The sequence below is a fragment of the Methylomagnum ishizawai genome, from assembly GCF_900155475.1.
Classification (GTDB): Bacteria; Pseudomonadota; Gammaproteobacteria; order Methylococcales; family Methylococcaceae; genus Methylomagnum; species Methylomagnum ishizawai_A.
In genome coordinates, this window is sequence record NZ_FXAM01000003.1 from 138,181 (window position 1) to 153,672 (window position 15,492).

The window sequence follows — 15,492 nt, forward strand, 5'->3', positions numbered from 1 at the left end:
AGCCTTGGGCCTGGACCGCGCTATCAATAATCCCGGTAGGAGATTTGGGGCCGGGGCGATGGCTGCCTGGATTTGTTCAATACCAAACCCAGCAGATTGGTTTGCTCCAAGATATGCAGGGCGTGCTGGATTTCGCCGGGGGTGTTTTCCTCGTCCTCCACCACCAAGACCGCCCCATCGACCTGGGCGATCAAAGATAAAGCGTCGTCGGCCACGAACAAAGGCGGCACATCGAAAATAATCATCCGGGCCGGATACCGGGTTTTGAGCTCCCCGATCAACTCGGCCATTTCCGGGGAAGACGCCAATTCCGAACACCCTTCCCGCGCTTCCCGCCCCGGCAAGACCACCAAGCGCTCGAACCCCGGATTCACCAGGATATTCTCCAAAGCCACCCTGCTTTCCAAATGGTCCACGATACCGGATTCGACCGTCATGCCCAAATATTCGGCCACCTTGGGACGCCGGAAATCGGCATCGACCAGCAATACGCTTTGGTTGGCCTCCAAGGCCATGGCAATGGCCAGATTCACCGCGACGAAGGTTTTCCCCGCCGCCGGCGTAGCGCTGGCGATGGCGAGGCTATTCCAACCATTTTCCCGCAACTGCCGGAGGATATGGGTCCGCAATATGCGGAAAATATCGGCCCTAGGCTCGTTATAAGTCCCCATGACGATGCGGTGTTCGCGCAAGGCATCATAATTGACCGGGACGGTTTTGGTACGGGTATACCGTATCGGTCCCAAGGGCTGTATCCGGGTGATTTCGTGCATGTCCATCTCCGTGGCTGAACCCAAAACTTATAGGAATTCGGCGAGCAACCAACTCTCCCGCATGGCCGGGAAAACCAAGAGGCAGATCAAAATGACAGCCAGCACCGCGCAGGCCGCCCCGGCTTGCAGGGCCAGTTTCCGGCGCTGGCGTTGGCGGAAAAATTTGGCCTCCACTTCGCCCGGCGATTCGATATAGGGAATCACCACCAAGGGCATCAAGCCGGTCAGTTCCGATAAAGCCATATATCCCCGCAGTTTGGGATTCAGCAATTCCGCTAACAAAGCCACGCCCAAACCCGCCATGATCCCCAAGACCGCCCCGCCCAGCGCAACTTTTTTACGCACGGTCTTATCGGGGTGGGTGGGTATCATCGGTGGTTCAAGCAAGGTCAGGGTTTGGCCGTGCTGTTCTTGTTCCAAGGTTTGCACCAAGCGGGCGTCGAGCAGCTTTTCCTTGAGCTGGTTATATTTGTTCACGCTATGATCGCGCTCGCGCACCAATTCGAGATAACCTTTTTCGACCTCGGGCGACAAGAGTATCCTATGATGCAGGGCATCGATTTCAGATTTCAGGAAAACGGTTTTTTGCTGCAAGGATTCGAGTTCGGATTGGCTGGATTTATATTGGGTTTCCACCGCCAGATACATGGGGTCCAAGCTTTCCGGCGCTGTTTCGGCAACCACCTGGGCCTTGTCATTGCCCAATTGCCGTTCCAGATGGGCGATTTCCTGGTTGAGCCGCTGCCTATCGGGATGCGGGTCGGGATATCCTTTCCGGTCCAGCGCTTCGCGCTTGCGGCGGGCTTCTCCCAGTTGCCTGCGCAGCGCCTCCAGGTCCGGGCCGGTAGCGCCCGCGGGGTCGAGCGAGGCGATTTGACGCTTGAGCCGGATCACATCGGGATGGGACGGACTATATAGGGCGGATAAGCGCAGATACTTGGCTTTCAACGTATCCAGGCTATCCAGCTTGGACAGCGGGTCGCGGGTATCGAGGGCGGCTGTACCGATACGACGGGCTTTGGCCAATTCCACGGTCAAAAAGCTCAGCCTGTCCTGGGTCAGGCGGATTTGTTGCCCGGTTTCCCGGAGCTCGTTTTCCTTACGGTCCAGCGCGGCCAGGTTGCCTTGCAATTGCTCGGGCAGATTATCCTTATACGCTTGTTTATACGCCGAAATCCGGCTGTCGATGGTTTCGATTTCCTTATTCAGCTTGTCCGCTTCTCCGCTTAGAAATTCCGTCACCTTGGCGGCGCGTTGGGTGCGCTCGATATCGTTTTGCTCGATGAATAACCGGGCCAAGCGGTTGGCGACCCGCTGCGCCGTGACGGGATTATCATAGGCAAAAGAAATATTGAAGGCGATGGCATCCACGGCCTCCTGTGCGGTCAATTCTGACTTGAGGATATGGATATCGGTATCCTTTTTGAAGAATTCGATGATTTCATCCTGGCCCATCTTGCCGGAGGATACCCCATAGAGGTCTTCTTCGTGGAGGATGGCGAGTAGATGGCTGGTGGTCATGACTTTCTGGGCAATCGCCCTGATCCGTTCGCCCGCGTATTCGGTGAAGGTGGATTGGACGCTGGCTTTCGATACCGGCACGTCCATCAACAGGACGGCGGAGGAACGGTAAACCTTGGGTAGGGAATAAGCCAGACCCAAACCCATGGCCGTCACCAGCAGGGCCACCGCGATGGAATAATGTTTATGCCGCCATACCAGATGGTAATAATAGCGCAGGTTGGTTTTGATATTAGGACTCATGGCCGGCGACACGGATAAGCATGGAAACACCGCCTAGCGGCGATGGCTCTGGGGAAATTGGGTGCCGTTCGCTGCCAAAATGCGCTCGGAAGCCGGGGAATACAGTCCATATTTATAAGAATCCATGAGGTATGTGCCGACAGCGTCCCGCCTATACGGCCCCGGGCCGCTTGGATGTGCGCCGACTGGGTATCAGGATCAATACGTAAGCATTTCTACTGATTGGCCAGGGCGGTGGTCGCCCGATGATGGCCGATATTAAATAGCCGATGTCCAAATTTTAATATGCAAAATCACTTATATCCTAGCGCCCCCCTCTATCCATTAAGCTACATGTATCGGGAAGGCATTCCACGGGCATCCAGCCACCCCGTTCTATGATCCCGTATCCGGCCCAAACTTGGCCGGTCGCTCGCCTGGATTCATCCAACCGCCACATTATTGTCATGCAAAACAAATCATATTTGATCGTGGGTGGGGGCATCGTCGGACTGGCCACCGCCTATCGTTTGTCGGAGCGGTTTCCAGGGGCGCGGGTCACGCTATTGGAAAAGGAATCCGCCGTGGGGATGCACCAAAGCACCCATAACAGCGGAGTGCTGCACGCGGGGCTGTACTATGCCCCCGGCTCGGCCAAGGCCCGGCTGGCGGTGGCGGGGATACGGCAGATGGTGGCGTTCTGCCGCGAGGAGCGCATCCCCCACGAGATTTGCGGCAAGCTGGTGGTGGCGACCGCGCCCGAGGAATTGCCGCGGTTGGACGAATTGCTGCGGCGCGGCGCGGCCAATGGCCTCAAGGGCTTGCGCAAGCTCGACGCCGGGGAACTCCGGGCCGTCGAACCCCATGCCCAGGGCATCGCCGCCGTCCATGTGCCGGAGGAGGGCATCGTCGATTACCGCGCCGTCTGCGACCGGCTGGCCCGGCGGGTGCAGGAGCGCGGCGGGCGCATCGTGACCCGCGCCAAGCTGGAACGCTTGGGCAAAACCCCCAGGGGTTGGCGGGCCGGCACGGCGGAGGCCGAATTCGAGGCCGGGTTCCTCATCAACTGCGCCGGACTCCATTGCGACCGGATCGCGGCCCTGGCGGGCGAAACCGCCACGGCGCGGATCGTCCCCTTCCGCGGCGAATATTTCAGCCTGCGGCCCGCCGCCCGGCGCTTGGTGCGGCATCTGATCTATCCCGTGCCCGACCCGAGCTTCCCGTTCCTGGGCGTGCATTTCACCCGCCGCATCGATGGCGGGATCGAGGCCGGTCCCAACGCCGTGTTGGCCTTCGCCCGCGAGGGCTACCACTGGTCCAAGATCGATGGCCGCGATTTGCTGGACGCCTTGTTGTTTCCGGGACTGCACCGGTTCTTGATCCACCATGCCGCGATGGCCCGGACCGAACTGGCCCAATCCTTTAGCAAGCGCCGTTTCTGCCGCGCCTTGCAACGGCTCGTGCCCGACCTAGCCCCGGACGACCTGGAACCCGGCGGGGCCGGGGTCAGGGCGCAAGCCATGACCCCGGCGGGCGAACTGGTGCAGGACTTCGCCCTCCTGGCCCGGCCCGACGCCCTCCACGTCCTCAACGCTCCCAGCCCGGCCGCGACCGCATCGCTCGCCATCGCCGGGCATATCCTCGACCGGATCGCGGCCTGATCCCCATGGCCGTGGCTAAGGCAATGGCCCGGAACCCTACCCTGGACGGCGCTTCGGAGGACACCCGCGACGCCCCGTCCTATGGCCGGATACTCAAGTCCTCGGCCTTGATCGGCGCGGCCTCGCTGGTGAACATCGGCATCGGCATGGTCCGCACCAAGGCCATGGCGCTGTTGTTGGGACCGTCCGGCGTGGGCTTGTTGGGGCTTTATAGCGCGATTTTCGACCTGGCCCAGAGCATCGCCGGCATGGGCATCGTCAGTAGCGGCGTGCGCCAGATCGCCGAAGCCGCAGGTTCCGGCGAAACCGCCCGCATCGCCCATACCGCCGCCGTATTGCGACGCACCACTTGGTTCCTGGGGGTGTTCGGCGCGGTCCTGCTGGCCGCCTTGGCAGTCCCGGTGTCGCGGCTGAGCTTCGGCGACGCCGACCATGCCGGTGCCATCGCCCTGCTGGCGCTGGCCGTGCTGTGCCGGGTGGTCTCGGACGGGCAGGGTGCCTTGATCCAGGGACTCCGGCGCATCGGCGACCTCGCCAAGCTGGGCATGTTGGCGGCGCTCTATAGCACCCTGATCGGCGTCCCCATCGTCTATGCGCTGGGCGAGGCGGGCGTGGTGCCGTCCCTGGTCGCGGTGGCCCTGGCCTCGTTCGCCACCTCCTGCTGGTATAGCCGCAAGGTCCGCTTTCCCGCCGTCCAGTTCAAGGCGCTACAACTGCGGCGCGAGCAAATGGCCCTGCTCAGGCTGGGCTTCGCCTTCATGGCCAGCGGCCTGATGATGATGGGCACGGCCTATTTGATCCGCATCCTGTTGTTGCGCCAATTCGGTCCCGCGGCGGCGGGCCTGTACCAAGCCGCCTGGACCCTGGGCGGCCTCTATGTCGGCTTGGTCCTGCAAGCCATGGGCGCGGATTTCTATCCCCGCTTGACCGCCGTGGCCCAGGACGATCCGCAGTGCAACCGGCTGGTGAACGAGCAAGCCCATGTCAGCTTGTTATTGGCGGGACCGGGGGCCATCGCCACCCTGGCCCTCGCGCCCTGGGTGCTGCATCTGTTCTACGCGGCGGAATTCCAGGGGGCGGTGGAAGTGCTGCGCTGGCTATGCCTGGGGATGATGCTGAGGATCGTGTCCTGGCCCATGGGTTTCATCATCCTGGCGAAAGGGGCGCAGGGCTGGTTCTTCTGGAGTGAAACCCTGTGGACCCTGGTCTACCTCGCCCTGGCCTGGCTGGGCGTGGAGCGCCATGGCCTGGCCGGGGCCGGCATGGCTTTCGCGTTGGCCTATGTGTTCCATTGCCTGATGGTCTATGCCATCGCCCGGCGGCTCAGCGGTTTCGCCTGGTCCGCCGCCAATGTCCGCGCCAACCTGCTGTATCTGCCCTTGATCGCCGTAGTGTTCGGTGGCTGCTACGGACTACCCGGCGACGCCGCCCTGGCTGTGGGCCTGGCTGCGACGGCATGGGGCGGAGCCTATTCGCTGCGGAGCCTGACCACCCTGGTTCCGCCGGACCGGCTGCCCCGGCGCTTCCGGCCCATCCTGGGCGGGTTGGACGCTTTGTCCGTCCGCCGCGCCCCGGCCCAAGTGGCCAAAACCCCCGCTTTCCTCGCCAAACTCGGTTTCGCCCTCATGATCGCCACGGTATTCGGCATGTGGGTACATTGGTATGGCCGGAATTATGACTGGACCCAGGACGAGGCTTGGCCCATCCTGGAATTACCCATAAGGTGGCAATCCGCAATCAAGGATGAATACTATGGCTAAATACACAAGTAAATACCCTATAAATTTCGTTCCAAGCGGCACATTATCGGGGCTGGCACTAGCGGTTTGCTTGCTATTATCGCTAGGCTCAAAATCCCAGGCCGATGGGGATTATCGACTGAATCCCGGCGATAAGCTGGAAATCACCGTCTGGCAGGAGGAAAACCTCCACGCCGAAGTCACGGTGCAACCCGATGGCACGGTGTCCTTTCCCCTGGCCGGGCCGATCCCGGCGGCGGGGAAAACCACGGCGGAATTCCTCGAAGCCTTGAAACAACGGCTGGCCCAATTCATCCCAGGTCCCGAGGTGAATGTCCGTTTGCTGGCGGCGGAAGGTAATATGGTTTATGTCACCGGCGAGGTGGCCCACCCTGGCGGTTTCACGCTGAAGCGGCCCACCGATGTGATGCAGGCCATCAGCCTGGCCGGTGGGCTGACCGAATTCGCCCGCAAAAACAGTATCGTGATCCTACGGCGCGAGGCGGGTGGGACAACCCAATCCCTGCCCTTCGCCTATGGCGATATCGAGGATGGCGAGGGCTTGGAAGCGAATATCCAATTGCATAGCGGGGATACCATCGTCGTGCCCTGAAAAGCCGGTTTCATCACCCATACAACCGTGGGGCGATGAGCGATAGCGTAACCCTCCCTCTCCAGTAGGAAAATAAAAATAACAACATGGACGATAAACAACGGTGGGGTCATTGGGTGTGGTTGGGTTTGGCCTGTTACGGGGTGCCCGGTTATGCCCCGGCGGCGCAATGGGCGCTTTCGGGCGATCTGACCCAGCAACTACAATATAACGACAACATGAATTTCACCGCCACCCAGAAGGATACCGAATTCGGCTATCGGCTCCTCCCGGCGCTCAAGGCCGGGCTGAAAACCCTGGCTTGGAAGACGGAATTCCTGGGGCAGGGCGATATACGCCGCTACGACCATCCGCGCTGGGATTGCGATGCCTATCTTTTAGGGCTGGATAACCATTATTCGGTCCGGCGCAATCGCTTCTCACTGGCCGGGGGCTATAGCTTGAGTTGTGCCTATCAGCAACAGTTGACCGATACCGGCATCCTGGTCCCCAACACCCAGGTGGAAAACTTCCGGGTAGCCCCGTCTTGGCAGTGGCGCTGGACCCGCCGCAGCGAAATCTCCTTGGAAACCGGCTATTCCAAAACCAATTATGGCAAGACCAACCTAGCCACGCTCCCGACCAATGGCTCCACGCCGGATAACCCCCTGTCCACGGGGTTCATCGGCAATAAATCCTATTCCCTGCGGCTGGGTGCCAACCACCGTTGGAACCGCCAAATCACCGTGAATGGCGGGACTTATTTTTCGCGGGTCGAATACGCGGAGCCGGGCACGGCGACCCAGGAAATTTATGGCTTCCAATTCGGGGTCAATTATGCGCCACACCGGCGTTGGCTCCTGAGTTTGGGGGCCGGGCCGCGATGGACCCATTTCGAGGCCGTCAACCTTCTAGGTGCCGAGCAGTCCGCGCATACCGTGACCGGGAGCGTCGGCAATATCAGCCTGAATTATAAGGACCGGGAACAGCGCTATTCCATCGGCTATTCCAATTCGATCAGCCCCAGCGCCATCGGTCAGGTGCAGGACTATCACAATGTCTTTTTCGATTATGCCTACCGGGTTTCCCGGCGGGTCGTGGTGGAGACCACGGTCAATTTCCTGCATAGCGAGGCCGTGGACCCAGGCCGGTCTGGAAGTTCGGCGGATAATTTCAAGCGCGATTATGTTTCCGCCAGCGCCGCCGTGTCTTGGGAGTTCGCCAAGGATTGGCGTTTGCAGGCGGGTTATACCTATCGCTGGCAGGAATATCGGCAAACCAGCGCCACCATAGAATCGAATACGGCGATGCTTTCTATCAGTTATTCATGGGGGGGTTTTCAGGGTTCTATATAGGCCATTCAGGTGGGCCAGGAAACGCGCCCACCCTACAGCGTTTCGGAGTCCAAGGCTGGCCTTGGCCGATGCGGAAAACCAGTTATTATCCGGGCTTTTACCGGCTAGGTAAAACCCCTTATTTACAGGATATAATAATCCCAACAATATCACGCCCCATAATTTGGACCCCACCGCCCGCTATGCCCGAATAAGGCGGCTTTATAACTCCATGGACGATAGGAAACCCACCGATGGCAACGCAACATGCCCCCCGCCCGGAACTCGATCTGGTCGCGGGCGCCCGGCCCAATTTCATGAAAATCGCCCCCATCATCCGCGCCCTGGAACGCCGGGCTTCCGGCCTGGGTTGGCGTTTGATCCACACCGGCCAGCACTACGACCGGGAGATGAGCGGGGTTTTCTTCGAGGAACTCGGCATCCCGGCCCCCGATCTCGCGTTGGATGTGGGCAGCGGTTCCCATGCCGAGCAGACCGCCAAGGTCATGGTGGCTTTCGAACGGGCCTGCCTGGAACGGCGTCCGGCGGCGGTGGTGGTGGTGGGCGATGTCAATTCCACCCTGGCCGCCGCCCTGGTCGCCAAGAAGCTGGGCATCCCGGTGGCCCATGTCGAAGCCGGCCTTAGGAGCCGCGATTGGTCCATGCCGGAGGAGGTGAACCGGGTCGCCACCGACGCCATCGCCGACCATTTGTTCGTCACCGAGCGCAGCGGGGTCGATAACCTCCGGGCCGAAGGCAAGCCGCCCGGCAGCATCCATTTCGTCGGCCATGTGATGATCGACAACCTGTTCTTCCAACTCGGGCAATTGGAACGGGCGGACCGGACCGGCTGGGTTTCGACCCACTTCAAACGCGAGTATCCGCGCTACGGCGTGGCCACCCTGCACCGCCCCGCCAATGTGGACGATCCCGCCACCCTGTCCAGATTGCTGGGGGCTTTGGGCGAGATCGCCAAGGACTTGCCCCTGCTGTTCCCGGTGCATCCGAGGACACGGCGCAACCTGGAGGCGCTGGGCATCGCCCTCCATCCCGCCATCCAACTGGCCCCACCCCTGGCCTATATGGATTTCCTCAACCTGTGGAAAGACGCGGCCCTGGTCCTCACCGACAGCGGCGGCTTGCAGGAGGAAACCACGGCCCTGGGCGTGCCCTGCCTGACCCTGCGCGACAACACCGAACGCCCCATCACCCTGACCCAGGGCACCAACGTCCTGGTCGGCACCGACCACGCCGCCATCATGCGGGAAGCGCGGCGGGCCTTGGCCGGCGGCACCCGGCCCGGCGCCTGCCCGGAGTTGTGGGATGGCCGGGCCGCCGAGCGCATCGTCGATATCCTGGCGGAGCGGCTGTCATGAGGCTCCATTTCATGGGCTGCGCCATCGACAACCTGAGCATGGACGAAACCTTGGACCGCATCGCCGAGTTCGTCCGCGACGGCAGGCCGCACCAACATGTGGTGGTCAATGTCGATAAGCTGGTGAAAGCCGCCCGCCAGCCCGCGCTGCGCGACATCATCAACCGCTGCCATCTGGTCAATGTCGATGGGATGCCAGTGGTCTGGGCCGGGCGTTTGCTGGGACTCCCGATCAAGGAGCGGGTGGCGGGGGTGGATTTGTTCGAGCGCTTGCTGGGCCACGCCGCCCGCCAGGGTTGGGGCGTGTATTTCCTGGGGGCCAGGCCCGAAGTGGTGGCGTGGGTGGCGGAATTGGCCCCCCGCCGCTTTCCGGGCTTGAAGGTGGCGGGCTGGCGCGACGGCTATTGGCGGCCCGGACAAGAGGCCGAGGTGGTCGCCGCCATCCGCGCCGCCGCGCCGCAAGTGCTGTTCGTCGCCATTTCCTCGCCCAAGAAGGAGGAATTCCTGGGGGCGCACCAAGCGGCCATGGGCGTGCCCTTCGCCATGGGCGTGGGCGGCACCTTCGATGTATTCGTCGGGGCGGTGCGGCGGGCGCCCTTGTGGATGCAGCGCTCGGGGCTGGAATGGTTCTACCGCTTCCTGCAAGAGCCCCGCCGCATGTTCCGGCGCTATTTCGTGGAGGACGCCTATTTCTTCTGGCTGTTGCTGCGCGAACTGGTCTACGCCCGCCGCTGAACCCCAGGCCGGGGCGGCATCGGAACCGCCGCCTCCCCACCCACACACGATAGGGAAATCGAACCATGGAAGCCCAAATATCCCTGCCCCGAGAACTGCCCCAGGCCACCCGCCCGGTCTCGCTGACCGACGCCCGCCTGCTCGCCAAGCTGCGCGGACTGGCGGTGGACGCCCTGCGCCAGATGTACCAACCCCAGGCGGGATTGTTCGCGTTCCGCCTGCGTTTGCGGGATGGACGCCCGGTCCCGGAGGGACTGAGCCCACGCTACACGGCCATCACCCTGCTGGGATTGGTCCACGAATATCCCGATGCCGTGAGGAGCACCCTGCATGGCGACGATCCCCTGGCGCTGTGCGAACGCCTCGCCACCCAGGTGATCCAGGGCGGCAACCTGGGCGATGTGGCCCTGACCCTGTGGGCCGCGACCCTGTGGGGCCAGGACCGTCCGGCCGAGGCGCTCCGGCGGCGGCTGCTGGCCTTGCTGCTCCCGGAAGGCGGTTATCCCACGGTGGAACTGTCCTGGGCGCTGATGGCGGCCACCCTGGACCCGGTGTTGATCCGCAATGGCTGCGCGGAGCGGTTGGCCGGGCGTTTGCTGCGGGCCTTCCAGCCCGACAGCGGCCTGTTCCCCCACCGCGTCGGCGGGGACGGCGGCATGCGCGGCCATGTCGCCTGCTTCGCCGACGTGGTCTATCCCATCCAGGCGCTTTCGACCTACCACGCCCTGACCGGCGAAGCCGCCGCTCTCGCCGCCGCCCGGACCTGCGGCGAACGGGCGGTGCGGAACCAGGGACCGGACGGGCAATGGTGGTGGCATTTCGACTACCGGACGGGCGAGCCGCTGGAACGCTATCCGGTCTACACCGTGCATCAGCACGGCATGGGACCGATGGCGCTGGCGGCCCTGGCCGACGCCGGCGGCCCGGCCTTCCCGGCGGCGGTGTCCAAGAGCCTGGGCTGGCTGGCTTATACCCCGGAGATCGACGGCTCCATCATCGACTGGGACCACCAACTGATCTGGCGCAAAGTGGCCCGCCGCGAACCCCCGAAACTCGCCCGCAAACTGCAAGCCGGGCTGAGCTATCTGCACGCGGGCCTGAGGATGCCGGGGCTGGATGGGTTGCTGCCGCCGAGGACGGTGGATTTCGAATGCCGCCCCTACGAATTGGGCTGGCTGCTCTACGCCTGGCCCGCCGAGTGAACCCCACCGCGCCAACACACACCGAGGACAACACCATGGACAACCGCATCGCCCGGGCCGACATCATGGCGCGGCGCTTGGCTTGGGGTGCCCGCCAAGTGGGGATCGCCCGCACCTTGACCGGGCTGGCGCGGCTGGCCGCGCTGCGGCTCCGCCATCCCGCCCAGGGCCGCATCAGAACCTGCGTCGGCGGCTTGGATATCTTCTTCAACTATCCCTCCCAACTCATGCCCATGCTGGTGGTGTTCCAAGACCTGTTGGAACCCGAGTTGGCGATGGTGGCGGACTGCCTGGGACCGGGCCGGGTCGCCATCGACGTGGGCGCGTCCATCGGCACCTGGACGCTGTGCGCGGCCCGGACCGGAGCCTTGGTCCATGCCTGCGAACCGGACCCCGAGAACTTCGCCAGCCTCGGCCAGAATCTCGCCCGCAACGGGCTGGAATCCGGGGTGCGGCTCTACCGCCAAGCGCTGGGTTCCGGCGAGGGCTGGGGCGTCAACGCCCCGGAAGACCGGCTGTATCTGAACCAGGTCAGGCTGGCCGACGCCAGCGCCGCGGGCGGCACCGGGACGCGGGTACAGACCCTGGAAGGTTTCGTGCGCGATCTGGGCCTGGACTCCGTGGACCTGTTGAAAGTGAACACGGCGGGCTGCGAAAGGGAAGTGCTGGCCGGCGGCATGGCCTTGTTCCGCCAACGGCGGATCGGCCTGGCGATGTTCCTGGACGGGCTGGCGGTGCGGCCCTGGTTGGACGAACTCAGGGCGTTCGCCTACACCCTGGGGGTCCACGACGGGCGGCGTTTCATCCCGGTGGCGTCCAGCCACGACCTGGACCGGGTCCGGCCCGGCCCGATGAGCCGCTATGTGGTGGTCCAGCGCGACGCGGCACAGGCGGCCCGATGAACCCGGAAGCAGGAGGCCCGCCGCCCGCCATCGCCACCGTGCTGGTCAACTGGCAAGGGGCCGACGACACGGTCGAATGCCTGGAAAGCCTGTTCGCCAGCGATTATCCCGGCCAATCCGTGGTGGTGGTCGATAACGGTTCGCCCGACGATTCCCTGGCCAAACTGGTGGCCTGGGCCGAAGGGCGCTACCCGGTGCCGTTATCCGCGCCCGCCGCCGACGGCCCGCCGCCCGCGCCTTGCCCCAAGCCGGTGTCCTATGCCCGGCTGGATTTGGACACGGCGGCCCTGGGGCGCGGCTGGCTGCCGGGCGTCCGGCTCTACCTGATCGCGGCGGGCAGGAACCATGGTTTCGCCGGTGGCGTGAACATCGGCCTGCGCTTCGCCCTTGCCAACCCGGCCCTGCGCTATGCCTGGGTGTTGAACAACGACACGGTGGTGGCGCGGGATTGCCTGTCGCGGATGGAGCGGCGGATGCGCGACGCGCCCGCCGCCGGGATGTGCGGCTCGCGCATCCTGTTCTACTGGCAGCCGGAAACGGTGCAGGTTTTGGGCGGGGCCGCGTTCCGGCCCTGGCTGGGCACGAGCCGCCTGCTCGGCCATCGCTGGGCGGCGGCGCGACAACCCGACCCCCGGCAACTGGAACGCGATTTCGACCATCTCAGCGGCGCGTCCATCCTGGTGTCGCGCCGCTTCCTGGAAGACGTGGGCTTCATGGACGAGGGCTATTTCCTGTATTTCGAGGAAATGGACTGGGCCATGCGCGGCAAGCGGCGCTATGGGCTGGTCTACGCCGACGACGCCCTGGTTTATCACAAAGAAGGCGCGTCTATCGGTTCCAGCCACCGCCACCAGAAACGCAGCCCGCTGTCCGTGTTCTTCATGGTCCGCAGCCGCTTGCGCTTCACCCGCAAATTCTTTCCCTGGGCCTTGCCTTCGGTGCTGGCCTATTCCCTCGCCACCGCCCTCCGCGCCCTGTGCCAAGGCCGACGCGCCCAGGCGCGGGCCATGTTCTCGGCCCTGTGCGGCCTGAGTCCCCAACGAGCCTTGGGCTGGACGCCCGACCCATGAGGAAGCCTATGGATATCATCCCACCCGTCGCGACCCCTCCGCGTTCGGTTTTCATCGCCTGGACGCCGTTCCAGCGGCGGCAACTGTCGATGGCCCCGCTGTTGGGCTTCGAGCCGGTGTTCATGCCGCTGGGCCAGGGACCGCGCCCCCTGCGGCCCTTGCAATATCTCCATCACGCCCTGGCCACCCTGGATTTCCTGCGCGGGCGGCGGCCCGAGACGATCTGGGTGCAATTGCCGCAGGTGCCCTTGCTGAGCGCGGCGCTCTGGCATCGGCGCTGGGTGGACCCGAAGGTCCGCATCATCGCCGATTGCCATAACCGCATCCTCAACCCGCCCTGGAACCGCTGGCCCGGACTCAAGGCGCAGCTGAACGCCTGCGACGCCGTGGTGGTTCACAACCGCACGGTGCTGCCCAAGGTCGAGGCCCTGGGCATCCACCCCGGACTGCTGCGCATCCTGGAAGACCCGCCCGCCCTGTTGCGGCGGGTGGCGCGGTCCGCCGCGCCCTATCCCAAGCCTTGGGTGTTGTTCCTCGCCAGTTTCAACCCGGACGAGCCGATCCAGGAACTGTTCGCGGCGGCGCGGTTGGCCCCGGATATCCATTTCGTGCTGGCCGGGGAGTCCGGGCGGGCCAGTGGCCGCCACGTCCTGGCCGATCCACCGCCCAACGTGGTCCTGCCGGGCTATCTGAGCGGTGAGGCGCTGGATACGGCCATCCTGGAAGCCGACGCGGTGCTGGCCCTGACCAAGCTGGAGGACGCGCAACTGAGCAGCGCCGCCGAGGCCATCGGCGCGGGACGGCCCATGGTGCTGTCCGACACGCCGGTGACGCGGGAGATGTACCACCAAGGCGGGGTGTTCGTGGATACCTACGATCCGGCTTCCATCGTGCGCGGCTGCCAGACCGCCATCGCCGAGGCCGGGCGGCTGGGGGCCGAATCCCAGGCGCTGCGGGAAGAGCGCTACCGGCGCTGGTGGACCCAGGCCGCGGCCATCGGGGATTTGCTGGACCTGGACCGGGTGCCGCCGGACTCCGCCCCGGTGGTTGTGTGATCCACAGCCCGCCGGGGCGCGAACCCAGGTCCGCGCGGACCGGCCCCAAGCCTTAGAACCACAAGGAAAACCGTGATGCGTGTCTTTTTCTCCACGCCCATACCGCTGGGCAGCGTGGGCGTCGGCGCGACCGCCCTGGAACAGGTGCGCGGCGCCGCCGAAAACGGGGTCGAGGTGGTGGTCTGCACCACGGGCGTGGACCCCAGGGCCGAAATCCCGCCAGGGGTGCGGATCGTCCGCAGCCTGGGACTGGGCCGCTGGCGCGTCCCCCACCGGGCCTTGGGCCTGGAGCGGGCCTTCCGCTGGAACGATTACATCGGCGCCAGCCTGCTCCGGCGGCGGGGACCGGGCGGCTTCGACCTGGTGCATTGCTGGCCGGGCTGGGCGCAGGGCACGCTGACGGCGGCGGCGGAACTCGGCATCCCCAGCCTGCGCGAAGCCCCCAGCGCCCATACGGCGGAAGCCCTGGCCCAGGCGGCGGCGGAGCAAAGCGTCGTCCCTATCCCGCTCGCGGCCCGCGATCCCTTCCGCAACGATCCGGCCAAAATCCGCCGCGAGGAGATCGATTACCGGCTGGCGAGCGCGGTGTTGACACCCTCGGCCTACGTGGCGGAAACCTTCGCCCGGCGCGGCCATCCCGAAAGCCGCTTGATCCGCCACCGCTACGGCTATAGCCCCGAGCGCTTCCCCCATCCAGCCCCTCCCCAGGCCACGCCGGGGCGGCCCTTCACCGTATTGTTTGTGGGCCTGTGCCAACCGCTCAAGGGAGTGCATTACCTGCTGGAGGCTTGGTACCGCTCGGGCGCGTACCGGCACGGACGGCTGCGCCTCGTGGGCGGCTGGGTGCCGGGCTACCGCGAAGCCCTGGCCGAACGCTTGGCCCACCCGTCCATCGAGGTGTTGCCCTTCAGCCCGGAGGTCGCCGTTCATATGCGGGAGGCCGATGCCTTCGCCCTGTCTTCCGTGACCGAGGGCAGCGCCATTGTCACTTTCGAGGCCCAGGCCATGGGCTTGGCCTTGTTGGTGTCGGATGCCACCGGGGCCGATATGGCGCATGGGGTCCAAGGCTTCCAGCACCCCGCCCGCGATGTCGAAGCGCTGGCCGGTCATTTGGCCTTGTGCCTGGACCAGCCCGAATTGCTGCTGAGGATGCGCCGGGCCGGTTTCGAGCGTCGCGACGCCTTGTCGTGGCGTGAGGCCGGGCGGCGGCTGGCCGACATCTACCGGACGGTCGCCCAGGATTGAGGCGATTTGGCTCCCGGCCCTGACCACCCCACCGGTAGTGATCCCGGTCGCGAAGGATTCGGAATC

The 15,492-nt window shown here is 64.4% G+C and carries 13 protein-coding genes; 11 read left to right on the forward strand and 2 right to left on the reverse strand.

What is annotated here, in order from left to right:
- Window positions 1–23: 23 nt before the first annotated feature.
- Window positions 24–773: a CpsD/CapB family tyrosine-protein kinase gene (locus tag B9N93_RS22710; RefSeq protein ID WP_085216665.1), complete on the reverse strand. Its 750-nt coding sequence runs from the start codon at window positions 771–773 to the stop codon at window positions 24–26.
- Between the two features lie 27 nt (window positions 774–800).
- Entirely contained in the window at window positions 801–2,537 is a 1,737-nt protein-coding gene (locus B9N93_RS22715) for a hypothetical protein (RefSeq protein ID WP_085216666.1), read from the reverse strand.
- Between the two features lie 446 nt (window positions 2,538–2,983).
- Here B9N93_RS22715 and lhgO point away from each other — a divergent pair, with 446 nt between their 5' ends.
- The 11 genes from lhgO to B9N93_RS22765 all read left to right on the forward strand — a co-directional run bounded on the left by lhgO (window position 2,984) and on the right by B9N93_RS22765 (window position 15,426).
- Window positions 2,984–4,177 carry an L-2-hydroxyglutarate oxidase gene (gene lhgO, locus B9N93_RS22720; RefSeq protein ID WP_085216667.1) on the forward strand — a complete coding sequence of 398 codons (1,194 nt, stop codon included), beginning with the start codon at window positions 2,984–2,986 and terminating at the stop codon, window positions 4,175–4,177.
- 23 nt (window positions 4,178–4,200) lie between these two features.
- The gene (locus B9N93_RS22725) at window positions 4,201–5,937 is read left to right on the forward strand and encodes an O-antigen translocase (protein ID WP_085216668.1); all 1,737 of its coding nucleotides are present in this window, start codon (window positions 4,201–4,203) and stop codon (window positions 5,935–5,937) included.
- A gap of 70 nt (window positions 5,938–6,007) precedes the next feature.
- Entirely contained in the window at window positions 6,008–6,529 is a 522-nt protein-coding gene (locus tag B9N93_RS22730) for a polysaccharide biosynthesis/export family protein (RefSeq protein ID WP_254899511.1), read from the forward strand.
- A gap of 86 nt (window positions 6,530–6,615) precedes the next feature.
- The gene (locus tag B9N93_RS22735) at window positions 6,616–7,863 is read left to right on the forward strand and encodes a TonB-dependent receptor (RefSeq protein ID WP_085216670.1); all 1,248 of its coding nucleotides are present in this window, start codon (window positions 6,616–6,618) and stop codon (window positions 7,861–7,863) included.
- Between the two features lie 233 nt (window positions 7,864–8,096).
- Window positions 8,097–9,218 (forward strand): non-hydrolyzing UDP-N-acetylglucosamine 2-epimerase, encoded by a 1,122-nt coding sequence (wecB, locus tag B9N93_RS22740; protein ID WP_085216671.1) that lies wholly within the window; start codon window positions 8,097–8,099, stop codon window positions 9,216–9,218.
- Window positions 9,215–9,952, forward strand: a complete 738-nt coding sequence (locus tag B9N93_RS22745; RefSeq protein ID WP_217807387.1) for a WecB/TagA/CpsF family glycosyltransferase — start codon at window positions 9,215–9,217, stop codon at window positions 9,950–9,952. Before wecB ends, B9N93_RS22745 begins: the two co-directional genes overlap by 4 nt.
- 65 nt (window positions 9,953–10,017) lie before the next feature.
- Complete coding sequence (locus B9N93_RS25810; RefSeq protein WP_176225405.1) at window positions 10,018–11,154, forward strand: hypothetical protein; 1,137 nt, start codon at window positions 10,018–10,020, stop codon at window positions 11,152–11,154.
- Between the two features lie 35 nt (window positions 11,155–11,189).
- Window positions 11,190–12,056 carry an FkbM family methyltransferase gene (locus B9N93_RS22750; protein WP_176225406.1) on the forward strand — a complete coding sequence of 289 codons (867 nt, stop codon included), beginning with the start codon at window positions 11,190–11,192 and terminating at the stop codon, window positions 12,054–12,056.
- Complete coding sequence (locus tag B9N93_RS22755) at window positions 12,053–13,126, forward strand: glycosyltransferase family 2 protein (protein WP_085216673.1); 1,074 nt, start codon at window positions 12,053–12,055, stop codon at window positions 13,124–13,126. Before B9N93_RS22750 ends, B9N93_RS22755 begins: the two co-directional genes overlap by 4 nt.
- Window positions 13,127–13,134: 8 nt before the next feature.
- Window positions 13,135–14,181, forward strand: coding sequence for a glycosyltransferase (locus tag B9N93_RS22760; protein ID WP_085216674.1), 1,047 nt, complete (start codon window positions 13,135–13,137; stop codon window positions 14,179–14,181).
- A 75-nt stretch (window positions 14,182–14,256) separates the two neighbouring features.
- Window positions 14,257–15,426, forward strand: a complete 1,170-nt coding sequence (locus B9N93_RS22765) for a glycosyltransferase family 4 protein (RefSeq protein ID WP_085216675.1) — start codon at window positions 14,257–14,259, stop codon at window positions 15,424–15,426.
- Window positions 15,427–15,492 lie beyond the last annotated feature (66 nt).